Source organism: Streptomyces sp. 2131.1, assembly GCF_900105515.1.
GTDB classification, from domain to species: Bacteria; Actinomycetota; Actinomycetes; order Streptomycetales; family Streptomycetaceae; genus Streptomyces; species Streptomyces drozdowiczii.
In genome coordinates, this window is the sequence record NZ_FNSY01000001.1 from 5,728,863 (window position 1) to 5,752,179 (window position 23,317).

A 23,317-nucleotide genomic window follows, 5' to 3' on the forward strand; every position below is an offset into this window, starting at 1 on the left:
GGGGCCCTCCGGGTTGCCTTGGTTGCCGTCATTGCTCCCGGGACTCCTGCGAGGCCTCCAGGAGCGCCCGCAGCCGTGTGGTGCGCTCCTGGGCGGGCACCTCGGCCACCGCGCGCGGCAGGGCCTGGTCGACCCCGTGCACCACGGACAGGTGGCGCTCGCCCCGGCCGAACGCGGTGTAGACCCACGGCCTGGTCAGTCCCCGCGCCGCGTCGCCCGGCAGCACCACGACCGCGGCCGGCCACCGCATCCCCGCCGCCTGATGGGCACTGAGCGCCCACGCGTGGCGCACGGACCCGGCGACCTGCTCCTGCGGTACGACGACCGGGGTCCCGGCGCAGTCCAGGTGCAGGCCCTCCGCGTCCGCCGACACGACCACGCCGGGGACCGTCCGCCCCGGCGCCGGGACGTGGGCGGCCCGGTCGCCCGGGTCGAAGCCGCCGAAGCGGCCGGGGCCCGGGTTGAGCCGCTGCTTCAGCGCCTCGTTCAACGCCCGGGTGCCCGCGGGGCCGCCGTGGCCGACGGTGATGACCTGGGTGTCGGCGGACGGCACCCCGATGGCGCGCGGCACCGAGTCGGCGACGAGCTGCACGGTGCGGTGCACCGCCTCGCCCGGGTCCCGCACGGGGACGATGACGACCTCCTTGCCCGGCGCCTCCACCTGGTTCAGCTCGCCGATGCCGATGCCCGAGACCAGCTCGCCGATCGGTCCGGCGTCCGGGGTGCGGGAGACGACGCGGGGGCAGGCGCGGGCGGCCAGCACATCGGCGAACACCTGTCCGGCGCCCGCCGAGCCCAGCACGCCCGGGTCGCCGCTGAGCACCAGGCGGGTGCCGTCAGCCAGGGACTCCACGAGCATCGCGCCGGTCTCCACGTCCAGCTGGGGCGCGTCCAGCACGACGAGCAGGTCGAGGGCGAGCGCCCCCTCCTCGTCCCGTCCGGGGCCCTCGGTGCCCGCCAGGAGCCCGGCGAGCGTCACCGCCGCCTCGGGAGCGCCCGTGTCCCGCGCGAGGCGCCCGCGGCCGTCCACGCTGTGTGCCGCGCCCAGGGCCCGCAGGCCGAGCCCCCGGGCGGCGGCGATCAGCGCGGCGGGTTCGGCGCGGGCCGCCTCGCCGCCCGTGTGCGCGACGAGGCCGTGCGCGGCGGCCGCGCGGATCAGCTCGGCGGCCGACGGCGAGGGCGCGGCGGAGGCCGTCTGCGACCAGTCCGCGTCCTTGTCGCCGCCGTTGACCAGCCGGGCCAGACCGTCGGCGAGGCTCTCCTCCGCCAGCGCGTACCGGTCGAGGCCGAGCAGTACTTCGACGGGCGCGACGGGCGCCTCGGGCTCTTCCTGTGCCTCTTCCTCCTGCGCCTCGCCGGACTCCTCGGGGGCGTCCTGGAAGACCAGTACGACGCCCTCCGCGATGGCGTGCTGCACGGCCGCGGCGGGGTCGGTGACCCCCCGGGCGCCGAGTGCCGTACGCACCTGGTCGGCGTCGAGCGCGGTGTGCCCCCGGAGCGCGGCCTGCTCCAGGAGCCAGCCGGTCAGCGCGGCGGTGCGCCGCTCGTCGTCCGGGCCGGCGGCCGCGCCGAGCAGCGCCCGCGCGAAGCCGTCCGCCTGGTCGGGGCCGACGCCGGGCAGGGCCAGCAGCTGCCAGGGGTCCTCGCGCAGGATCTCGCCGGCACGCTCACCGAGCAGGCTCGCGGCGGGCCCGGACAGGGCGGCGGGGGCGCCGCCGCTGGAGAGGACGGCCGCCACCGCGTCGACGGCCTCGGGCGGGGCGGCCCGGGGTGCCGGAGCGGGCTCGGGGGCCCGCCGCTGTACCGGTTCGGGGGCCGGGGTGGTCCGGCGGGCGGGTGTGGGGGCGGGGGAGTCGTAGAACGCGGTGGCGGGCTTCTGCCCGCTCTCCACCGCGCGCACGGCGGCCAGGAGATCGGCCGCCGTACCGCTCAGCTTCCCCCCGGCATCGATCGGCCCGTCCTTCTCGGCCTTCCGCTTCTCGATCCGCTCCAGCAACTCCCGCTGAGCGGCGAGCTCGGCCTCGGCCTCGGACAACACGGGGGCGCCTTCGGCGCCGCCCTGCCCGCCGGCGTCGGCGTCGGCGCCAGCATCCGGTGCCTCGTCACCGCCCGACGAGCCGCCGACACGCGCATCGCCGTCGTCAGGTGCGCCCTCGTCCGCCGCCGCGCCGTCCCGCGCGTCGCCCGGGCCGGCCTCCTCCGCGCCGGAGCCGGCCGGCGCGTCGTCGGCGACGGCGGGGCTGTCCGTCGCGCCGTCCGTCACCGCACCGTCGCCGGCCACCGCGCCGGCCCCCGTACCGACGGGGCGCGGCTCGTCCGTGGTGGTGACGGGGGCGTCGGGCGAGGGGCCGGGGGATTCGCCCCGGGGTTGCGCGGTCACAGCGTGCTCCAGTCCTGGTCGGGATAGCGGTGCACGGGCGCCGACACGTCGTCGAGCGCCTGGCAGATCTCGTCAGGAAGACTAAGCGTCTCCACTGACAACGCCTCCGTCAGCTGCTGCGCGTTGCGCGCGCCGACGATCGGCGCCGCCACCCCGGGCCGGTCCCTGACCCAGGCAAGCGCGACCTGGGCGGGGGACGTGGCCAGCCCCTCCGCGGCGGTCGTGACGGCGTCCACGATGCGGCTCGCCGCGTCGTCGAGGTACGGCTCGACGAACGGGGCCAGCAGTTCGGACGCGCCGCGCGAGTCGGACGGCGTCCCCGTGCGGTACTTGCCCGTCAGCACGCCCCGGCCCAGCGGCGACGAGGGCAGCAGCCCCACGCCCAGGTCGAGCGCGGCGGGCAGCACCTCGCGCTCGACGCCCCGCTGGAGCAGCGAGTACTCCATCTGCGTCGCGGCCAGCCGGGTCCGCGTCCCGGGCGCCGCCAGCTGCCAGGTCGCGGCCTTCGCCAGCTGCCAGCCGCAGAAGCCGGACACCCCGGCATAGCGTGCCCGCCCGGAGGACACCGCGAGGTCCAGCGCCTGGAGCGTCTCCTCCAGCGGGGTCTCCGGGTCGAACGCGTGAAGCTGCCACAGGTCCACGTAATCCGTGCCGAGCCGGCCGAGCGAGGCGTCGAGGGCCGCGAGCAGGTGCCCGCGCGAGCCGTCGACCCTGCGGTGCGGGTCGGCGACGCTGCCCGCCTTGGTCGCGATGACCAGGTCGCGCCGCGGCACCAGCCCGTCCACGAGCCGCCCGAGCAGATACTCGGCCTCGCCGCCGCCGTACACGTCGGCCGTGTCGACCAGGGTGCCGCCCGCCTCCCAGAACGCCTTCAGCTGCTCGGCGGCGTCGTGCTCGTCGGTGTCCCGGCCCCAGGTGAGGGTGCCGAGCCCGATCCGGGACACTCGAAGGCCGGTGCGGCCCAGATGCCTCTGCTCCATGGGCGCTGAGATTACTGGCCACGGCCGCACGCGTCGCAGGGCTGTGGACAACCGGCGTGGGGGCGGCCCCCTGCCGGATCGCACCCACGCGCGCTAGAGTCCGGAACTCAGGGACGTTACTGATCAGTAAGGGGTTCGGCTATGCGGCTCGGCATCAATCTCGGTTACTGGGGCGCGGGGATGGACGGCGACAACCTCGCCGTCGCGCAGGAGGCCGACCGGCTCGGCTACGACGTCTGCTGGGCGGCCGAGGCGTACGGCTCCGACGCCCCCACCGTGCTGGCCTGGGTGGCCGCGCAGACCGAGTCCATCGACGTCGGCTCGGCGATCCTCCAGATCCCGGCGCGCCAGCCCGCGATGACGGCCATGACCGCGGCCACGCTCGACTCGCTGTCCGGCGGCCGGTTCCGCCTCGGCCTCGGCGTGTCGGGTCCGCAGGTCTCCGAGGGCTGGTACGGCGTCAAGTTCGACAAGCCGCTGGCCCGCACCCGGGAGTACGTGGACATCGTCCGCAAGGCGATGACCCGCGAGCGGCTGTCGTACGAAGGCGAGCACTGGACGCTCCCGCTGCCGGACGGCCCGGGCAAGCCGCTCAAGCTCACCGTGCACCCGCAGCGCGAGCACATCCCGCTCTACATCGCCGCGATCGGCCCGAAGAACCTGGAGCAGACCGGCGAGATCGCCGACGGCGCGCTGCTGATCTTCCCGTCCGCCGAGCACCTGGAGGAGACCGCGATCAGCCACCTGCGGGCCGGCCGGGAGAAGGCGGGGAAGACGATGGAGGGCTTCGACGTCTGCCCGACCGTCCCGCTCGCCGTCGGTGACGACATCCCCGGCCTCGCGGACATGTTCCGCCCGTACACCGCGCTGTACGTCGGCGGCATGGGCAGCGCCAAGCAGAACTTCTACAACCGGCTCGCCCAGCGCATGGGGTACGAGAAGGAGGCCGCCGAGATCCAGGAGAAGTACCTCTCCGGCGACAAGAGCGGCGCGGCGGCCGCCGTCCCGCACCAGCTGATCGACCAGACCACGCTGCTCGGCTCCGTGGACCGCATCGCCGAGCGCATGCAGGCGTACGCGGAGGTGGGGGTCACGACGCTGACCCTGGCCCCGGCCGGCTTCACGCTCGACGAGCGGATCGCCGCGCTCCGGGCCGGCACGGACGCGCTGGAGCGCGCGGGGCTCGCGTAGGCGGGACGCCGGGCTCGCGTGAGGCGGGGAGAGGCACTCGCGTAACCCGAGAGACGTTCCGCGGCCGTGGTGGGGGCTCGGGGGTCCTCCCCGCCACGGCCGTCACGGGGAACAACGCGGGCGGCACGGCCGGGTTACGGGTCCACGCAAAAACGGTTCGCCCGCGGTGGCCCCGCGCGCACGGCCCCGTGCACCGCTCCCGGGCGGCACCCGTTCGGCCCAGTCGCCGACGGCTCCTGTTGCCCGTCCCGGCGGGGCGCATTTGACTGGCGCTCGGCGACGCCGGCACGGAGGTGGCAGTGATGCTCTCGGCAAAGAACCTGTTCCAGGAGATCCTCGACAACGACGACTCGTTCCGGCTGTTCTGCTCCATCGCGGCCAGCGGCGAGTCCCAGGGCGGCTGGGAGAACGGCCGGATCGCGGCCCTCGTCCCCGTGAGCCAGCGCCCGCTGGCCCCCAAGATCGCCCGGCACGGGGCCGACGAGGACAAGCACGGCAGGATCTTCAACGCCCTGCTCAGGAAGCGCGGCCTGGCCCCCGCGCCCGTCCCGCCGGACACCGACTACACGATGCTCCTCGAACGGCACGGCATCGGCCTCGCGCACGAGCAGCTCGGCCGCGACGAGCCCCTGACCGAGCGCGACATCATCACCTATCTGGCCCACAGCCGGGTGACCGAGCAGCGCGCCTCCGAGCAGATGCAGCTGCTGAACAAGCACTTCGCCGACCACCCCGAGCTCGGCCGCGCGGTGCGGATGATCTCGAACGACGAGGACAATCACCTCGCGTACTGCCACGAGGAGCTGCTGCGCTTCGCGCGGGCCGGGCACGGCCGCACGATCCAGCACATCCTGCGCGAGTGCGCGCTCGCCGAGATCCGCGTCTACCGCGACGTCAGCCTCGCCGTCATGGACCACATGGGCCGGGTGCTCGGCTGGTCCCGCGCGAAGGCCGCCGTGCTCGCCGCGGGCATCCACGCCATGTACGCGTACGAGCGCCTCGGCGGCTGGCGGCGCATGGTCAGCCTGGCCCCGCCCGCCCGGCGCGACGCCCTCGGCGGACCCGCGACGCCGGCGCCCGAGTACGCGTGAGAGCCCGGGGCGTCAGAGCCAGCCGCGCCGTTTGAACTGGCGGTACAGGCCCACGACCGCCCCCGCCATCAGGAGCAGTACCACCGGGTACGACCCGACCCACCGCAGCTCCGGCATGTGCTCGAAGTTCATCCCGTAGATCCCCGCGACCATCGTCGGCACCGCGGCCATCGCCGCCCAGGCGGAGATCTTGCGCATGTCGTCGTTCTGCCGCACCCCCATCTGCGCGAGATGCGCGGACAGGATGTCGGACAGCAGCCGGTCAAGACCCTCCACCTGCTCGTTGGCCCGGGTCAGGTGGTCCTGCACGTCCCGGAAGAACGGCTGGGCGTGCTCCTGGACGAAGGGCACCCCGGCGCTCGCCAGCCGGGCCATCGGCGCGCTCAGCGGGACCGTCGCCCGGCGGAACTCCAGCACCTGGCGCTTGAAGGTGTAGATGCGGGCCGCGGTGTTCTTGGAGTCGTCCGTACCGCTCGGCGCGAAGACCTGGGTCTCCAGCTCCTCCAGGTCGACCTGGAGCTCGCCCGCCACGTCTATGTAGTGGTCCACGATCGCGTCGCTCACCGCGTACAGGACCGCCGTCGGCCCGTGCTTCAGCACCTCCGGATCGGCCTCCAGGCGGCGGCGTACGGCGGCCAGCGGCGCGCCCTCGCCGTGCCGCACGGTCACGACGAAGGAGTCGCCCATGAACACCATCAGCTCGTGCGTGGTGACCGCGTCGCTGTCGTGGTCGTACAGGACCGGTTTGATCACCGCGAACAACGAGTCGTCGTACACCTCCAGTTTCGGCCGCTGGTGGGCCGAGAGGGCGTCCTCCACCGCCAGCGGGTGCAGCCCGAACTCGTTGCTGACGAGGTCGAACTCCTTCTCCGTCGGTTCGTGCAGGCCGATCCAGAGGAACGCGTCGCCGGACTCCCGCGCCTCGGCGAGGGCGTCGGAGAAGTCGGCGGGGCCCTCGGTGCGGCGTCCGTCGCGGTAGATGGCGCAGTCGACAATCACGGCGCGCATTGTTCCCTGCTTACGCCCCGGTATGCACCTCCGCCGGGGTGTCGCGCGCCCGCCGGGAAGCCGGAGCGGGCCCGTACGCTGGAACGCATGCCCACCCTGATCCTCGTACGCCACGGACGCTCCACCGCCAACACGGCCGGAGTGCTCGCGGGCCGGACGCCCGGAGTCGCCCTCGACGAACGCGGCGCCGCGCAGGCCGCCGCGCTCCCCGGAAGGCTGGCCGCGCTGCCGCTCGCCGCAGCCGTCACCAGCCCCCTGCAACGCTGCCGGGAGACCCTGGCGCCCCTGCTGGACGCCCGCCCGGACCTGCCGCTGCACGTCGAGGAGCGGATCAGCGAGTGCGACTACGGCGACTGGTCGGACCGCAAGCTCGCCGAACTCTCCGACGAGCCGCTGATGACCGTCGTCCAGCAGCACCCCTCCGCCGCCGCGTTCCCCGGCGGCGAGTCGATGCGCGCGATGCAGGCCCGCGCCGTCGACGCCGTACGGGAGTGGAACGCGCGGATCGAGGCGGAGCACGGCGAGAACGCCGTCTACGTCATGTGCTCGCACGGCGACATCATCAAGTCCCTCGTCGCCGACGCGCTCGGCATGCATCTGGACCTCTTCCAGCGCGTCCACGCCGACCCGTGCTCGGTCACCGCGATCCGCTACACCCGGCTGCGCCCCTATCTGCTGCGCCTCGGCGACACGGGCGACCTCGCCGGACTCGCGCCCCGCGAACCCGGCCCGGACACCGGCGCCGGACGGGACGCGGCGGTAGGGGGCGGCGCTGGGGCGCCGTGATCGCCGCGCGCAGTAGGGTGGACGCGCCGTAGAACGCTTTCCGAGGCTCCGGCCCCACCCTCATCCGCCGTCGACTCTCAAGGGAGACAGGACGTGTCCCGTCAGGTGTTCCTCTACGACCCGCCGGACCGCTTCGTGGCCGGTACGGTCGGGCTGCCTGGACGCCGTACGTTCTTCCTGCAGGCATCCTCAGGCGGACGTGTCACCAGCGTGGCCCTCGAGAAGACCCAGGTCGCCGCCCTCGCCGAGCGCGTCGACGAACTGCTCGACGAGGTCGTACGCCGCACCGGCGGCAACTCCCCGGTGCCCGCCGTCGCCCCGACGGACGTCACCGACACCGCGCCCCTCGACAACCCGGTCGAGGAGGAGTTCCGCGTCGGCACCATGGCGCTCGCCTGGGACGGCGAGGAGCAGCGCATGATCGTCGAGGCCCAGGCCCTGGTCGAACTGGACGCCGACTCCGTCGAGGACCTCGCCGAGGCCGAGGAGCGGCTGCTCCAGGACGAGGAGAACGGCCCGCCGATGCTCCGCGTCCGGCTCACCGGCGCCCAGGCCCGCGCCTTCGCCAAGCGCGCCCTGGACGTGGTGAACGCGGGCCGCCCGCCGTGCCCCCTGTGCAGCCTGCCGCTCGACCCGGAAGGACACGTATGCCCGCGCCAGAACGGATACCGCCGGGGCGCCTGACCGACGCGGAGCGGGTCGCCCTGCTCGCCGAGGGCACGCTCACCGTCCTCGGGCAGGTCCGCGGGGCGTCCAACGCGGTGCTGTACTGCTCCGTCGCCCACGAGGGCGACGAGGCGTACTGCGTGTACAAGCCGGTGGCCGGCGAACAGCCGCTGTGGGACTTCCCGGACGGCACCCTCGCCCAGCGCGAGGTGGCCGCCTACGAGATCTCCGAGGCGATGGGCTGGGGACTGGTACCGCCCACCGTGCTGCGGGACGGGCCGTACGGCCGGGGCATGTGCCAGCTCTGGATCGAGGCCGAGGAGCCGGGCGAGGACGAGCCCGGGCTGCTCGCGCTCGTCGAGGAGGAGGAGCCCGGCGAGGGCTGGAAGGCCGTGGCGTTCGCCGAGGTGGGCGAGGGGAAGACCGCCCTGCTGGTGCACGCGGACGACCCCCGGCTGCGCCGGCTCGCCGTGCTGGACGCGGTGATCAACAACGGGGACCGCAAGGGCGGGCACCTGCTGCCCGCACCCGGCGGCCGGCTGTACGGCATCGACCACGGCGTGACCTTCAACGCCGACGACAAGCTGCGCACCCTGCTGTGGGGCTGGGCGGGCGAGCCCCTGACCGCCGAGGCCGTCGAGGTCCTCGACCGGCTGGCCGCGGAACTGGAGCCCGGGGCCGCCCTGGTCACCCGGCTGGCCGAACTCATCACGGCGGCCGAGATCGACGCCCTGCGGGCCCGCGTGGAAGCCCTGCGGGCGAGCGGGCTGCACCGGGAGCCGAGCGGCGAATGGCCCGCCATCCCCTGGCCACCCGTCTGACACCCGTGCCCGGGCCCGGCGTCGCGGCATGTCCGCATGCACGTCCGGGACCGGGGCGCAAGAGTGCCTCTTCGGTCAGGATCGCCCCTCCGGTTCGTATCCGGAAGCCGCATCCGGTTACGCTCGTGGCATGCATGCCTGGCCCGCTTCTGAGGTCCCCGCCCTGCCCGGCAAGGGCCGCGACCTTCGGATCCACGACACCGCGACCGGCGGACGGATCACCCTTGACCCCGGTCCCGTCGCCCGCATCTACGTCTGCGGCATCACGCCGTACGACGCGACCCATATGGGTCATGCGGCGACCTACAACGCGTTCGACCTCGTGCAGCGCGTGTGGCTCGACACCAAGCGGCAGGTCCACTACGTCCAGAACGTGACGGACGTGGACGACCCCCTGCTGGAGCGGGCCGTGCGCGACGGACAGGACTGGACCGAGCTCGCCGAGCGCGAGACGGCCCTGTTCCGGGAGGACATGACCGCCCTGCGCATGCTCCCGCCGCGCCACTACATCGGGGCCGTCGAGGCGATACCCGGCATCGTGCCGCTCGTCGAACGGCTCCGCGACGCGGGCGCCGCCTACGAACTCGACGGCGACGTCTACTTCTCCGTCGACACCGACCCGCACTTCGGCGAGGTCTCCAACCTCGACGCCGAGGCGATGCGCCTGCTCTCCGCCGAACGCGGCGGCGACCCGGAGCGCCCCGGCAAGAAGAACCCGCTCGACCCGATGCTCTGGATGGCCGCTCGCGAGGGCGAGCCCAGCTGGGACGGCGGCTCCCTCGGCGCCGGCCGGCCAGGCTGGCACATCGAGTGCGTGGCCATCGCCCTGGACCACCTCGGCATGGGCTTCGACGTCCAGGGAGGCGGCTCCGACCTCGCCTTCCCGCACCACGAGATGGGCGCCTCGCACGCCCAGGTGCTCACCGGTGAGCACCCCTTCGCCCAGGCGTACGTGCACGCCGGCATGGTCGCCCTGGACGGCGAGAAGATGTCCAAGTCCAAGGGCAACCTCGTCTTCGTCTCGGCACTGCGCCGCGACGGTGTGGACCCGGCCGCGATCCGCCTGGCCCTGCTCGCCCACCACTACCGCTCCGACTGGGAGTGGACCGACCAGGTGCTCGCCGACGCGGTGGCCCGGCTCGGCCGCTGGCGCGCCGCCGTCTCCCGCCCCGACGGGCTGTCCGCCGACTCCCTGGTCGAGGAGGTCCGCGCGGCCCTCGCCGACGACCTGGACGCCCCGGCAGCCCTGGCCGCCGTCGACCGCTGGGCCGAACGGCAGAGCGCCGAGGGCGGCACGGACGAGGGGGCCCCCGGCCTCGTCTCCCGTACCGTCGACGCGCTCCTCGGTGTCGCGCTCTAACCGCTTCCTTCGTAACTCTCCGTCGTAGCAGCCGACTTCACCGGCCTCGGACTTCTTCATGAAGTTCGGGGCCGGTTCCGTTTTGTCCATGGTCAAATGCTCGGTGCTGCGCTAAAAGCGCTCTATGCAATCATCAACGCGCATCAGATCGGCGGTAGTTGCAGCGCTGCTGGGACTGCTCGCCGTACTCACCGGACCAGGGGCGGCCAACGCCGACGACGCGGCCGAGCCCGCCGGGACGACGGTCGGCGACCTCACCGGCTTCTCGGCCGACGGGGCCGTGTACCGCCTGACGGCGGGGGCGGCCAAGGCACGGGTCAGCTTCGTCTCCGAGAAGACCTTCCGTATCGAACTCGCCCCGGACGGCACCTTCCAGGACCCGGCCGGCGACGCCATCGTCCTGCCGCAGGGCACACCGCCCCGCACCCGCTGGAAGGAGCGCGGCGACCGCTACGAGCTGTCCACCCGCAGCGTCACCCTCCGTGTCTACAAGTCGCCTCTGCGGTTCGCCCTGTACCGGGCCGACGGCAGCCGGGTCTGGTCCGAGGCGAAGGGGCTGAGCTGGGACGCCGATCAGACCACCCAGACCCTCGCGCGCGGCGCCGACGAGCAGTTCTACGGCGCCGGCATGCAGAACGGCCGGGGCAACACCTCACACCGGGGCAAGACCGTCGAGGTGGGCGTCGACTACAACTGGGACGACGGCGGCCACCCCAACTCGGTGCCGTTCTACCTCTCGTCGGCCGGCTACGGCGTCTTCCGCAACACCTTCGCCCCCGGCACCTACGCCTTCAACGACCCGGTGACCACCAGCGAGAAGGAACAGCGCTTCGACGCCTACTACTTCGCGGGCGACAGTGCCAAGGACGTCATCGGCCAGTACACGCAGCTCACCGGAAAGCCGTTCCTGCCGCCCGTGTACGGCATGGAGATCGGTGACGCCGACTGCTACCTGCACAACGCCAACCGGGGCGAGCGCCACACCCTGGACGCGCTGAAGGTCGCCGACGGCTACCTCGACAACGACATGCCCAACGGCTGGATGCTCGTCAACGACGGATACGGCTGCGGCTACGAGAACCTCGCCGAGACCGCGAAGGGCCTCCAGGACCGCGGCATGCAGGCCGGCCTGTGGACCGAGGACGGCATCGACAAGCTCGGCGACCAGGTGAAGGCCGGCCAGCGCGTCGCCAAGCTGGACGTGGCCTGGGTCGGCGCGGGTTACAAGTTCGCCCTGGACGGCTGCAAGGACGCGTACAAGGGCATCGAGGCCAACAGTGACGCCCGCGGCTTCACGTACGCCCCCGAGAGCTGGGCCGGCGCGCAGCGCTGCGGGGTCCAGTGGTCCGGCGACCAGTACGGCACCTGGGACTACATCCGCTGGCAGATCCCGACCTACGCGGGCGCCACGATGTCCGGCCTGGCCTACACCACGGGCGACGTCGACGGCATCTTCGGCGGCAGCGCCAAGACGTACACCCGTGACCTCCAGTGGAAGATGTTCCTGGGGACCACGATGACCATGGACGGCTGGGCGGCCAGCGACAAGCAGCCCTTCCGCTACGGCGAGCCGTACACCTCCGTCAACCGCGACTACCTCAAGCTCAAGGAGTCGCTGCTGCCCTACCAGTACTCCTACGCCCACGAGGCGACCAAGACCGGCGTCGGCATGGTCCGGCCGCTCGTCCTGGAGTACCCGGACGACCCGAAGGCCGCGACCGACGCCGCGAAGTACGAGTTCATGTCGGGCGAGGACTTCCTCGTCGCCCCGGTCTACGAGGACAGCACCGAGCGCGACGGCATCTACCTGCCGAAGGGCACCTGGACCGACTACTGGACCGGGCGCACCTACCAGGGCCCCGTCACCGTCGACGACTACAGCGCCCCGCTCGACACCCTGCCGCTGTTCGTGAAGGCCGGGGCGAGCGTGCCGATGTGGCCGGGCATCCGCTCGTACACCGACCGCACCGCCTCCTCCCCGCTGGCCTGGGACATCTACCCGCAGGGCCGCTCCTCGTTCACGCTGTACGAGGACGACGGCGTCACCCGTGAGCACCGCGACGGCGCGTACGCCACCCAGACCGCCGACGTCCGCGCACCCGCCCGCGGCTCCGGCGACGTGACCGTGGACATCGGCGCGAGCAAGGGCACCTTCAAGGGCAAGCAGCGCAGCCGCCCGTACGAGTTCACCGTGCACACCGGCTCCGAGCCGAGCGCGGTCCAGCTGGAGGGCAAGCTGCCCCGGCTCACCTCCGCCGCCGCGTACGCCAAGGCGAAGCAGGGCTGGTTCTACGACCGGGACGACCGCGGCGGCGTGGTGAAGATCAAGACGGCGCCGCTGCCCACGGACCGGAAGTTCTCCGTGAAGCTGAAGAACGCGAGCGCGGTCGGCGGCCGGAACGTCACCGCCGCGGCCACCGTCACCGCGCCGCGCGGCCAGGAGACCGGCGCCGGCGCCCCGAGCACCGTCGCCGTCGACGTCACGGCGGGCAGCGCGGACGTCACGGACGCGTCCGTCACGCTCGACGTGCCCGAGGGCTGGTGGGCCACCCCCGCCGCGCCCGTGAAGCGGATACCGGCGGGCACCACCCGCCGCGTCGAGGTCCGGGTCACCCCGGCGAAGGACGCGAAGGCCGGCGAGGCGCGGCTGACCGCCCTCGCGCGCTACCGGTCGGCGGGCGAGTCCCGCACGGCCACGGAGCGGCTGGCGGTGTCCGTGATGCCTGCGCCGCCCACCGGTGAGACCTGGGCGAGCGACATGGAGTGGCTGAACGCGGCCAACGGCTACGGCCCCGCCGAACGCGACCGCAGCAACGGCGAGTCGGGCGCGGCCGACGGGCACCCGCTCACACTGGCCGGGAAGACGTACGAGAAGGGGATCGGCACCCACGCCGACTCCGACATCGAGGTCTACCTCGGCGGGCAGTGCTCCCGGTTCACCGCGGACGCCGGCATCGACGACGAGATCAACGGGTACGGCGAGGTCGCGTTCTCCGTCGAGGCGGACGGCAAGGTGCTGTGGACCTCGCCGAAGGTGACCGGCGCGTCGGAGACCGTACCGGTCGACGTGGCGCTCGACGGCGCGCGGCACGTACGCCTGAAGGTCACGGACACCAACGGGTCCAAGACCGGTGACCACGGCGACTGGGGCGCGGGCGCTTCAGCTGTTCCTGAGTGACCGTCACACAGCGAAGGAGCCGGGCGGGTTCGCACCCGCCCGGCTCCGTGCCGCGCTCAGTCCTGCGACGAGGAGCCGTCGGACCCGTCACCGTCCGCCGGGCCGCCGTCCGGGCGGCCGTTGGACGGCCCGCCGTCGTCCGTGCGGTCGTCGCCCGCGCGGTCGTCGCCCGCGCGGGAGGTGTCCGGGCCGTCGCCGTCCGGCTCGTCGTCGGGCGTTTTCGCCGGGCCGCCGTCCGCGCCCGAGGCGCGGCCGCCGGGCCCGTCGGCCGGCGGCAGGCCGGGCGCCGGACGGCCCGGCCGGCCGGGGCTCTCGGGCTGGGCCGGACCGCCCGGCTGGCCGGGCCCCGGCTTCGGCGGCCTGGTCCGGCCGCTCGACGTGTCCCGGAGGTACGTCGCGTCCCCGCTCTCCGTGGCGTGCCCGCCGGGCGGCTGGCCCGGGCCCGGATCGCGGCGGCGCAGATAGCGCTCGAACTCCCGGGCGATGGCCTCGCCGCTCGCCTCGGGCAGCTCCGCGGTGTCCCGGGCCTCCTCAAGGGTCTGCACGTACTCGGCCACCTCGCTGTCCTCGGCGGCCAGTTGGTCGACCCCGACCTGCCAGGCGCGCGCGTCCTCCGGCAGTTCGCCGAGCGGGATGCGCAGTCCGAGCAGGTCCTCGAGGCGGTTCAGCAGGGCCAGCGTCGCCTTGGGGTTGGGCGGCTGCGACACGTAGTGCGGCACCGCCGCCCACAGGCTCACCGCGGGCACACCCGCGTGCGTGCACGCCTCCTGGAGGATGCCGACGATGCCGGTCGGGCCCTCGTACCTGGTCTCCTCCAGGTCCATGGTGCGCGCCAGATCGGGGTCGGACGTCACGCCGCTGACCGGGACCGGGCGGGTGTGCGGGGTGTCGCCGAGCAGCGCACCGAGCACCACCACCATCTCGACGCCCAGCTCGTGCGCGAAGCCCAGGATCTCGTTGCAGAACGAGCGCCAGCGCATGGACGGCTCGATGCCCCGGACCAGGACGAGATCGCGGGGCTTGTCCCCGCCCACACGGACCACGGAGAGCCGGGTCGTCGGCCAGGTGATCTTGCGCACCCCGCCGTCCAGCCACACCGTCGGGCGGTTGACCTGGAAGTCGTAGTAGTCCTCGGCGTCGAGCGCCGCGAACACCTCGCCCTTCCATTCCCGGTCGAGATGCGCGACCGCCGTGGAGGCGGCGTCACCTGCGTCGTTCCACCCCTCGAACGCGGCCACCATGACCGGGTCGATCAGCTCGGGAACCCCCTCGAGCTCGATCACCCAGGCCTCCTTCCGAAGTTCCCTTGCGTACGGGACAACCTTACGGCTTTCGGCCTCCCCGACCGCAGCCCCCTTGCACGGCCGGGTGAACCCGGTGCATCGGGGTGCGCAAACGCGTCCGATGGGCATCGGCCCCCGATACATCCGAGCTGTCAACCGGAAATCTGCTCCCGGCTCTGGACTTGCGGCCTCGATCGCCGCTATACATCGGATGACCGGAACAGAGGTCCGATGTTATTTCCCCTGGGGGCGCGCATGAGTCAGACCGTCACGGATTTCGAGGTCCACGACATCCGTTTTCCGACCTCGGAACAACTGGACGGCTCGGACGCCATGAACCCGGACCCCGACTACTCGGCCGCCTACGTCGTCCTGCGGACCGGTGCCGCCGGCAGGGACGGCGCCCCGGTCGAGGGGCACGGCTTCTGCTTCACCATCGGCCGGGGCAACGAGGTCATGGCCGCCGCCATCGAGGCACTGCGCCCCTACCTGACCGGCCGCCCCGTTCCGCGTACGGCGGCGGATCTCGGCGCCCTGTACCGGGACCTCACGCACGACTCCCAACTCCGGTGGCTCGGGCCCGAGAAGGGCGTGATGCACATGGCGGCCGGCGCGGTGGTCAACGCCGCCTGGGACCTGGCGGCCACCCTCGCGGGCAGACCCGTCTGGCAGTTCCTGGCGGAGATGACGCCCGAGGAGCTGGTCTCCCTCGTCGACTTCCGCTACCTCACCGACGCCCTCACCCCCGACGAGGCCCTGGCGATCCTGCGCGCCGCCGAACCGGGCCGCGCCGAACGCGCCGCCCGGCTGCGCGCCGAGGGCTACCCCGCGTACACCACCTCGCCCGGCTGGCTCGGCTACTCCGACGACAAGCTCGTCCGGCTCGCCGAGCAGGCCGTCGCCGACGGCTTCACCCAGATCAAGCTGAAGGTCGGCGGCCGGGTCGAGGACGACGTCCGCCGCATGGCGCTCGCCCGCGAGGCCGTCGGCCCCGGCGTCCGCATCGCCGTCGACGCCAACCAGCGCTGGGACGTCGCCGACGCCGTCGCGTGGATGACCGCGCTCGCCCCGTACGACCCGCACTGGATCGAGGAGCCCACCAGCCCCGACGACGTACTCGGCCACGCCGCCGTCCGCGCCGGACAGCCGGTAAAGGTCGCCACCGGTGAACACGTCGCCAACCGGGTCGTTTTCAAGCAGCTCCTCCAGGCCGGGGCCGTCGACTTCGTCCAGATCGACGCCGCCCGCGTCGCCGGCGTCAACGAGAACCTGGCGATCCTGCTGCTCGCCGCCAAATACGGCATCCCGGTCTGCCCGCACGCGGGCGGCGTCGGGCTCTGCGAACTCGTCCAGCACCTCTCGATGTTCGACTACGTGGCCGTCTCCGGCACCCGCGAGGACCGGGTCATCGAGTACGTCGACCACCTCCACGAGCACTTCACCGACCCGGCCGTCATCGCGAACGGCCGCTACACCGCCCCGGCCGCCCCCGGCTTCTCGGCCAGGATGCGCCCCGAGTCCATCGCCGCACACCGCTACCCGCAGGGCCCCGTCTGGCAGGCCCGCCGCGCACAGAAGGAGGAGAGCCGATGACCGGCACACGCGACTTCGAGGGGATGAACGCCCTGGTGACGGGCGGCGCCTCCGGCATCGGGGCCGCCGTCACCACGCTGCTCCTGGCACGCGGGGCACGCGTCGCCGTCCTGGACCGGGACATCACGGGCGCACCCGCTGGCGCCTTCGCCGTCGAGGCCGACGTCACCGACGACGCGGCCGTGCGCGCCGCCGTGGACCGGGCCGCCGTCGAACTGGGCTCCCTGCACACCCTCGTCTCCAACGCGGGCATCGGCGCCGTCGGCACCGTCACGGACAACGACGACGCCGAATGGGCCCGGGTCCTCGACATCAACGTCCTCGGCATGGTCCGCGCCGCCCGGCACGCCCTGCCGCACCTGCGCCGGGCGGCCGCCGAGCGCCCCGGAGCCGTGTCCATCACCCACACCTGCTCCATCGCAGCGACCGCCGGGCTGCCCCGGCGCGCCCTGTACAGCGCGAGCAAGGGCGCCGTCCTCTCACTCACCCTCGCCATGGCCGCCGACCACGTCCGCGAGGGCATCCGCGTCAACTGCGTCAACCCGGGCACCGCCGACACCCCGTGGATCGGCCGGCTCCTGGACCAGGCGGACGACCCGGCCGCCGAACGGGCCGCCCTCGCCGCCCGGCAGCCGCTGGGCCGGCTGGTCTCCGCCGACGAGGTGGCCGCCGCGGTCGCCTACCTCGCCGGTCCCGCCGCGGCCTCCGTGACGGGCACGGCCCTGGCCGTCGACGGCGGGATGCAGGGCCTGCGCCTTCGCCCCGCCGGCAGCTGAACCCGCACCCCCGCCAACGCCCACCGGGTCCGAGCCGCGACCCCACAAAGGAACGGGACACCAATGAGAGTGCGTACGACGAGTGCGGCAGCCTGTGCCGTACTGCTGGCCGTCACCGCCCTCGCGGGCTGCAACCGCGAATCGTCGGACGGCGGCGCGGGCGGCGGCAAGGTCGGCATCGACCTGCCGCGCAGCGACAGCGACTTCTGGAACTCCTACCAGAACTACATCAAGAAGGGCGTCAGGGACGGCGAGGTCTCCGCGCTCCCGCTGACCAACTCCCAGAACGACATCGGCAAGCTCGTCGCCAACGTCCAGACCTTCACCGACCAGGGCGCCAAGGCCGTCGTGATGGCCCCGCAGGACACCGGCGCGATAGCCGAGTCCCTCAACACGCTCAACGACAGGAAGATCCCCGTCGTCAGCGTCGACACCCGACCCGACAAGGGCGACATCTACATGGTGGTGCGCGCCGACAACAAGGCGTACGGCACCAACGCCTGCAAGTACCTCGGCGAGCAGCTGAAGGGCAAGGGCAAGGTGGTCGAGTTCCAGGGCGACCTGTCGTCCATCAACGGCCGCGACCGCTCCGAGGCGTTCAAGGCGTGCATGGACAAGGACTTCCCCGGCATCAAGGTGTTCGAGCTGGCCACCGACTGGAAGGGCGACGTCGCCTCCGCGAAGCTCCAGTCCACGCTGGCCGCCCACCCCGACATCAACGGCATCTACATGCAGGCCGGCGGCGTCTTCCTCCAGCCGACCCTCGCGCTCCTGGAGCAGAAGAAACTGCTGAAGCCCGCCGGTTCGGACGGCCACATCACCATCATCTCCAACGACGGCATCCCCGAGGAGTTCGACGCCATCAGGGCCGGGAAGATCGACGCGACGATCTCCCAGCCCGCCGACCTGTACGCGAAGTACGCGCTGTACTACGCGAAGGCGGCCCTCGACGGCAAGGCGTTCAAGGAGGGCCCCACCGACCACGACTCCACCATCATCAAGATCCCGAACGGCTACGAGGACCAGCTCCCCGCGCCCCTGGTGACCAAGGAGAACGTGGACGACCCGAAGCTGTGGGCCAACCAGCTGGAGAAGAAGAACTAGCCATGGACGCTCAGGCACCACCACCCGCCGTACAGGCGGAAGGCGTCGTCAAGCGCTTCGGGCCGACCGTGGCGCTCGACGGGGTGAAGCTGACCGTGCGGCCCGGCGAGTCCCACGCGCTCGTCGGCCGCAACGGCGCCGGCAAGTCCACGCTGGTCGGCGTCCTCACCGGCCTGCACCGGGCGGACGCGGGCACGGTCACCTTCGGAGGCGAGCCCGCGCCCGCCTTCGGGGACACCGCGGCCTGGCAGTCCAAGGTCGCCTGCGTCTACCAGAAGTCCATGGTCGTCCCCGACCTGACCGTCGCCGAGAACCTTTTCCTCAACCGGTTCGACGAGAACGCCCGCCGGATCAGCTGGGGAAAGCTGCGCAGACGGGCCGAGCAGCTGCTCGCGGCGTACGGCGTCCAGGTCGACCCGAACACCCGGGCGCGCGATCTCGCGGTCGAGCAGCGGCAGTTCGTGGAGATCGCCCGCGCCCTGTCCTTCGGCGCCCGGCTGATCGTCCTGGACGAGCCGACCGCCCAGCTCGACGCCCGGGGCATCGCCCGCCTCTTCGAGAAGCTCCGCGAACTCCAGAGCCGGGGCGTGGCGTTCCTCTTCATCTCGCACCACCTCCAGGAGGTGTACGAGCTGTGCACCGCGGTCACCGTCTACCGCGACGCCCGGCACGTCCTGACCGCCCCCGTCGACGAGGTCGCCAAGGAGGACCTGGTCGCGGCCATGACCGGCGAGAAGGCGGCCGGCGCCACTGCCTGGCACGCGGCCGGCGGGACGGCGCCCGACCCGTCGGCCGAGCCCGTCCTGAGCACCGAACGGCTCAGCCTCGCGGGCCGGTTCGAGCCCCTGGACCTCCAGGTCCGCCCCGGCGAGGTGCTGGGCCTCGCCGGAGCGGCGGCCAGCGGCAACACCGCCGTGGGCGAGGTGCTGGCCGGTATGCGCAAGGCGGGCGGCGGCACGGTCCGGGTGCGCGGCAGGGCCGTACGGGCGGGCAGCGTGCCGGACGCGCTGGCCGCCGGGATCGGCTACATCCCCGAGGACCGGCACGACCAGGGCCTCGTCCCGGAGCGCAGCGTCGCGGAGAACGCCACGCTCACGGTGGCCGACCAGCTCGGCCCGTGGGGGACCGTCCTGCCCTCCCGTACCAGGGAGTTCGCGCGGGGGATGATCGCCTCGCTCGACATCAAGACCCAGGGCCCCGAGCAGCCCGTCTCCGGGCTCTCCGGCGGCAACCAGCAGAAGGTCGTCGTCGCCCGCGCCCTGGCCCGCGACCCCAGCGTGCTCGTGGCGGTCCGGCCCACCGCGGGCGTGGACGTCAAGTCCAAGGACTCCCTCCTCGGAGTCGTACGCCGGGTCGCCGACGCGGGCAACGCCGCCGTCGTCGTCTCGGACGAACTGGACGACCTGCGGGTCTGCGACCGGGTCCTCGCCCTGTTCCACGGGCGGGTCGTCGCAGCGTTCGACAGCGGGTGGACCGACGGGGAGCTCGTCGCCGCCATGGAAGGTGTGGGGGAGAGGGAATGACCGGCACGGTACGGCCGTCCACGGCCGACGACTTCGACGCGGCGCTCAAGGGCTCCCCGGGCGGGGACACCCCGCTGAGCAGGCTCAGGCTGATCCGGTGGAGCGACTTCTCGCTGGTGCCGGTGATCCTGGTCCTGATGCTGATCGGCTTCATCGTCTCGCCGGTCTTCCTCACCTCGGACAACCTGATCAGCGTCGTCCAGCAGTCCTCCGAGCTGAGCCTGCTCGTCCTCGGTCAGGCGCTGATCCTCATCTGCGGCCGGATGGACCTCTCGCTCGAGTCCACGATCGGCATCGCGCCCGTCGTCGCGATGTGGCTGGTGCTGCCCCCGGACGGCGGGCGCTTCGCCGGCCTCGGACTGCTTCCCGGCTGGTCCGCGATCCCGCTCTGCCTGCTGGCCGGCCTCGCGGTCGGCGCGGTCAACGGCTTCCTGATGCTGAAGCTCCGGGTCAACGGCTTCATCGCCACGCTCGGCATGCTCACGATGCTGCGCGGCCTCCACATCGGCATCACCGAGGGCAAGTCCATCACCGACGTCCCGGAGTCCTTCCGCTACCTCGGCAAGAGCGAGTGGTTCGGGGTGCCGGCCGCCGTCTGGATCTGCCTGGTCCTCTTCGCCGTCGGCGGCGCCGCGCTCGCCTGGCTGCGCCACGGACGCGCGCTGTACGCGATCGGCGGCAACCCGGAGGCGGCCCGCGCGGCCGGCATCCGCGTCGACCGGGTCACCTGGACCGTCCTCGCGATCGGCGGCCTGCTCGCGGCCTTCGCCGGCATCCTCTACACCGGCCACTACGGCGCGGTCGCCGCCACCCAGGGCGACGGCTGGATCTTCCAGGTGTTCGCCGCCGCGGTCATCGGCGGCATCAGCCTCAAGGGCGGCCGCGGCACGCTGTTCGGCGCCCTCACCGGCGTACTGACGCTCCAGCTGGTCGTCAACGTCATGACCCTCGGCGGCGTCCCGGCCCTCTGGAACCAGTTCCTCAACGGCGCGATCATCATCGTCGCCCTGGTCATCTCCCGCTTCGCGAGCGGCGAGAAGCAGGACTGAACCTCTTGGTCCTCAAGCGCCGGACGGGCTTTCTCAGCCCGCCCGGCGCTTGCCTTCGAGCCCCTCCGGACGGGCCGTATCAGCCCCTCCGGCGATGGAGGAGCGGGGTCCGGGGCAGAGCCCCGAAACGGTTACAACGTCGACCGCAACCACTGCTCCACGCTGGCCACATGCACCGTCGCCCACGCCCGCGCAGCCTCCGCATCGCGATCCCGCAGCGCCGCCACGATCGCCCGGTGCTCATGCAGTGTCCGGCTCACCGCGTCCTCCTGGGTCAGCCCGCGCCACACCCGCGCCCGCGTCGTCGGCCCCGACAGGCCGTCCAGCAGCGAGCAGAGCACCGAGTTGCCCGACGCCTGCACGATGCCCCGGTGGAAGTCCAGGTCGCAGGCGACCAGCTCCTCCACCGAAGGCCGCTCGCCCAGCGCGTCGAGCTGCGCGCTCAGCGCGTCCAGCTCCTCCTCGCCGATCCGGCTCGCCGCCATCGCCGTCGCGGCCGGCTCCAGGATGCGGCGTACCGCCAGGAACTCCAGCACGGTGTCGTCGCGGTGGAAGTCCACGACGAAGCTCAGCGCCTCCAGCAGCAGCTGCGGGTCCAGACTGGTCACATACGTGCCGTCGCCCTGACGGACGTCGAGGATGCGGATCAGCGAGAGCGCGCGCACCGCCTCCCGCAGCGAGTTGCGGGAAAGCCCCAGCTCCGAGGCGAGTTCGCTCTCCTTGGGGAGACGATCGCCGGGCCGTAGCGCACCCGAGACGATCATTCCCTTGATCTTCTCGATGGCCTCGTCGGTGACAGCCATGGGCGACCTCCAGACATCCGATGTATCGCCCCATTATGCGGCCACGACAAGGGTCGGTACGACCGTCCGGCCAACTCGTGGTCCGACGGCCGTACCGGCCCGTCCCCGCTCAGCCGCGACGCTCGCCGAGGACCTTCTCCACACCGGCCCGGACGTCGTCCGTCGCCAGGCCCCGGATCGTCAGCGTCGTCCGCCGCCGCAGCACGTCGTCCGCCGTCTCGGCCCACTCGTGGTCCCGGGCGTAGGCGACCTGCGCCCAGATCTCCGGCGCGTCCGGGTGGACGCGCTCGCCCAGCTCCGGGTTTTCGTTGGCCAGCCGGGCGATGTCGAACGCGAGCGAACCGTAGTGCGTGGCCAGGTGCCGCGCGGTGTCGGCGGCCATCCGGGGACCGGGCGTCCCGCCGTCGATCAGCAGCCGGTGCGCCACCGCGTTCGGGTTGGCGATGCCGGGCAGCGGCAGCTTCCTCGGCAGCCGGGCCATCGGCTCCATGTCGTCCGCCAGCGGGTGCCCCGGCAGCGCGGCGAGCTTGTTCATCACCGTACGGCCGATGTGCCGGAACGTCGTCCACTTGCCGCCGGCCACCGACAGCATCCCGCCCCGGCCCTCCGTCACGACCGTCTCGCGCTTGGCCTTCGAGGTGTCGCCCGGTCCGCCCGGCAGCACCCGCAGCCCGGCGAAGGAGTACGTGATCAGGTCCCGCGACAGCTGCTGGTCGCGGACAGAGAACGCCGCTTCGTCCAGGATCTGCGCGGTGTCCTTCTCGGTCACCGCGACATCCGCCGGGTCGCCCTCGTACTCCTCGTCCGTCGTGCCGAGGAGCAGCATGTCCTCCCACGGCAGCGCGAAGGTGATGCGGTACTTGTCGATCGGCGTCGCCAGCGCGGCCTTCCACGGCCGGGTCCGCTTGAGCACCAGGTGGGCGCCCTTGGACAGGCGTATGGAGGGCGCCGCGTTCGGGTCCTCCATCTTCCGCAGGTGGTCCACCCACGGCCCGGTCGCGTTGAGCACCAGCCGGGCGGTCACCCCGAACTCCGTACCGTCCACGGAGTCCCGCAGCTCGGCGCCCGTCACCCGGCCCCGGGTGAACCGCAGCCCGGTCACGGCCGCGTGGTTCAGGACCACCGCGCCCGCGTCGACGGCCGCGCGGACCGTCATCAGCGCCATCCGCGCGTCGTTCATCTGGTCGTCGCCGTAGACCGCGACGGCCTTGAGGTTCTCCGTACGCAGCTCCGGCACGTCGCGCGCCGCCCGGGACGGGCTGATCACATGGCCGACGCCGTCGCCGAAGGCGGACAGCGCCGAGTACGCGAACACGCCCGCGCCGAGCTTCGCCGCGCCGTGCGGCCCGCCCTTGTACACCGGCAGGTAGAAGGTGAGCGGGTTGGCCAGGTGCGGGGCGACCTGGCGGGAGACCGCACGGCGCTCGAAGTGGTTCTCCGCCACCAGCTTCACCGCGCCGGTCTGCAGGTAGCGCAGACCGCCGTGGAGCAGCTTGGAGGAGGCGGAGGAAGTGGCGCCGGCGAAGTCGCCGGCGTCCACCAGGGCCACCCGCAGCCCGGACTGCGCGGCGTGCCAGGCGGTGGAGATGCCCAGAATGCCGCCGCCGATCACCAGGAGGTCGTACGTCGCCTTGGAGAGCTGCTCCCGGGTCTCGGCGCGGCTCGGGAGGGAGCCGGAGGCCGGATGCGTCCCGAGGGCGGGGACGCTCTGCAGGGTGGTCATGG

At 72.8% G+C, this 23,317-nt stretch carries 17 protein-coding genes and 1 pseudogene; 12 read left to right on the forward strand and 6 right to left on the reverse strand.

Translation table 11 applies throughout. From position 1 onward, the window contains the following. Positions 1–28: 28 nt before the first annotated feature. On the reverse strand, positions 29–2,380 hold the full coding sequence (locus BLW14_RS25810; RefSeq protein ID WP_093709562.1) for a helix-hairpin-helix domain-containing protein: 2,352 nt from the start codon (positions 2,378–2,380) through the stop codon (positions 29–31). Further along, positions 2,377–3,360, reverse strand: a complete 984-nt coding sequence (locus BLW14_RS25815; RefSeq protein ID WP_093709563.1) for an aldo/keto reductase — start codon at positions 3,358–3,360, stop codon at positions 2,377–2,379. The genes BLW14_RS25810 and BLW14_RS25815 overlap by 4 nt, the downstream gene beginning before the upstream one ends. Positions 3,361–3,501: 141 nt before the next feature. On the opposite strand from BLW14_RS25815, the gene BLW14_RS25820 reads away from it, so the two are divergent. Together BLW14_RS25820 and BLW14_RS25825 are read left to right on the forward strand one after the other, a co-directional pair. Beyond that, a complete protein-coding gene (locus BLW14_RS25820) occupies positions 3,502–4,551 on the forward strand; it encodes an LLM class F420-dependent oxidoreductase (RefSeq protein ID WP_093709564.1) in 1,050 nt (349 codons plus the stop codon). A 302-nt stretch (positions 4,552–4,853) separates the two neighbouring features. Next, complete coding sequence (locus tag BLW14_RS25825) at positions 4,854–5,642, forward strand: hypothetical protein (protein ID WP_093709565.1); 789 nt, start codon at positions 4,854–4,856, stop codon at positions 5,640–5,642. A 12-nt stretch (positions 5,643–5,654) separates the two neighbouring features. On the opposite strand, the gene corA is transcribed toward BLW14_RS25825, so the two are convergent. After that, positions 5,655–6,650, reverse strand: a complete 996-nt coding sequence (gene corA, locus BLW14_RS25830) for a magnesium/cobalt transporter CorA (protein WP_093709566.1) — start codon at positions 6,648–6,650, stop codon at positions 5,655–5,657. An 87-nt stretch (positions 6,651–6,737) separates the two neighbouring features. Between corA and BLW14_RS25835 the strand changes: the two genes are divergently transcribed. From BLW14_RS25835 to BLW14_RS25855, 5 genes and pseudogenes are all read left to right on the forward strand, one after another. Then, complete coding sequence (locus BLW14_RS25835; RefSeq protein ID WP_093709567.1) at positions 6,738–7,436, forward strand: histidine phosphatase family protein; 699 nt, start codon at positions 6,738–6,740, stop codon at positions 7,434–7,436. Between the two features lie 93 nt (positions 7,437–7,529). Next, a complete protein-coding gene (locus BLW14_RS25840) occupies positions 7,530–8,120 on the forward strand; it encodes a DUF3090 domain-containing protein (RefSeq protein ID WP_019521000.1) in 591 nt (196 codons plus the stop codon). Beyond that, positions 8,084–8,923 (forward strand): SCO1664 family protein, encoded by an 840-nt coding sequence (locus BLW14_RS25845; protein WP_093709568.1) that lies wholly within the window; start codon positions 8,084–8,086, stop codon positions 8,921–8,923. The genes BLW14_RS25840 and BLW14_RS25845 overlap by 37 nt, the downstream gene beginning before the upstream one ends. 130 nt (positions 8,924–9,053) lie before the next feature. Continuing rightward, positions 9,054–10,283 (forward strand): cysteine--1-D-myo-inosityl 2-amino-2-deoxy-alpha-D-glucopyranoside ligase, encoded by a 1,230-nt coding sequence (gene mshC, locus BLW14_RS25850; RefSeq protein WP_093709569.1) that lies wholly within the window; start codon positions 9,054–9,056, stop codon positions 10,281–10,283. A 124-nt stretch (positions 10,284–10,407) separates the two neighbouring features. Continuing rightward, positions 10,408–13,457: pseudogene (locus tag BLW14_RS25855) on the forward strand (NPCBM/NEW2 domain-containing protein). A gap of 60 nt (positions 13,458–13,517) precedes the next feature. On the opposite strand, the gene BLW14_RS25860 reads toward BLW14_RS25855, so the two are convergent. Then, on the reverse strand, positions 13,518–14,744 hold the full coding sequence (locus tag BLW14_RS25860) for a PAC2 family protein (RefSeq protein ID WP_093709571.1): 1,227 nt from the start codon (positions 14,742–14,744) through the stop codon (positions 13,518–13,520). A 255-nt stretch (positions 14,745–14,999) separates the two neighbouring features. Between BLW14_RS25860 and BLW14_RS25865 the strand changes: the two genes are divergently transcribed. From BLW14_RS25865 to BLW14_RS25885, 5 genes are all read left to right on the forward strand, one after another. After that, entirely contained in the window at positions 15,000–16,337 is a 1,338-nt protein-coding gene (locus BLW14_RS25865; protein ID WP_093709572.1) for an enolase C-terminal domain-like protein, read from the forward strand. Beyond that, on the forward strand, positions 16,334–17,113 hold the full coding sequence (locus tag BLW14_RS25870) for an SDR family NAD(P)-dependent oxidoreductase (RefSeq protein ID WP_093709573.1): 780 nt from the start codon (positions 16,334–16,336) through the stop codon (positions 17,111–17,113). Before BLW14_RS25865 ends, BLW14_RS25870 begins: the two co-directional genes overlap by 4 nt. 63 nt (positions 17,114–17,176) lie before the next feature. Then, positions 17,177–18,217 carry a sugar ABC transporter substrate-binding protein gene (locus BLW14_RS25875; RefSeq protein WP_093709574.1) on the forward strand — a complete coding sequence of 347 codons (1,041 nt, stop codon included), beginning with the start codon at positions 17,177–17,179 and terminating at the stop codon, positions 18,215–18,217. Positions 18,218–18,219: 2 nt separating this feature from the next. After that, positions 18,220–19,740, forward strand: a complete 1,521-nt coding sequence (locus tag BLW14_RS25880; protein ID WP_093709575.1) for a sugar ABC transporter ATP-binding protein — start codon at positions 18,220–18,222, stop codon at positions 19,738–19,740. Continuing rightward, complete coding sequence (locus BLW14_RS25885) at positions 19,737–20,789, forward strand: ABC transporter permease (RefSeq protein WP_093709576.1); 1,053 nt, start codon at positions 19,737–19,739, stop codon at positions 20,787–20,789. The genes BLW14_RS25880 and BLW14_RS25885 overlap by 4 nt, the downstream gene beginning before the upstream one ends. Positions 20,790–20,920: 131 nt before the next feature. On the opposite strand, the gene BLW14_RS25890 is transcribed toward BLW14_RS25885, so the two are convergent. Both BLW14_RS25890 and BLW14_RS25895 read right to left on the reverse strand, forming a co-directional pair. After that, positions 20,921–21,592: a FadR/GntR family transcriptional regulator gene (locus tag BLW14_RS25890; protein ID WP_018524064.1), complete on the reverse strand. Its 672-nt coding sequence runs from the start codon at positions 21,590–21,592 to the stop codon at positions 20,921–20,923. A gap of 109 nt (positions 21,593–21,701) precedes the next feature. Further along, positions 21,702–23,315 carry a glycerol-3-phosphate dehydrogenase/oxidase gene (locus tag BLW14_RS25895; RefSeq protein WP_093709577.1) on the reverse strand — a complete coding sequence of 538 codons (1,614 nt, stop codon included), beginning with the start codon at positions 23,313–23,315 and terminating at the stop codon, positions 21,702–21,704. Between the last annotated feature and the right edge of the window lie 2 nt (positions 23,316–23,317).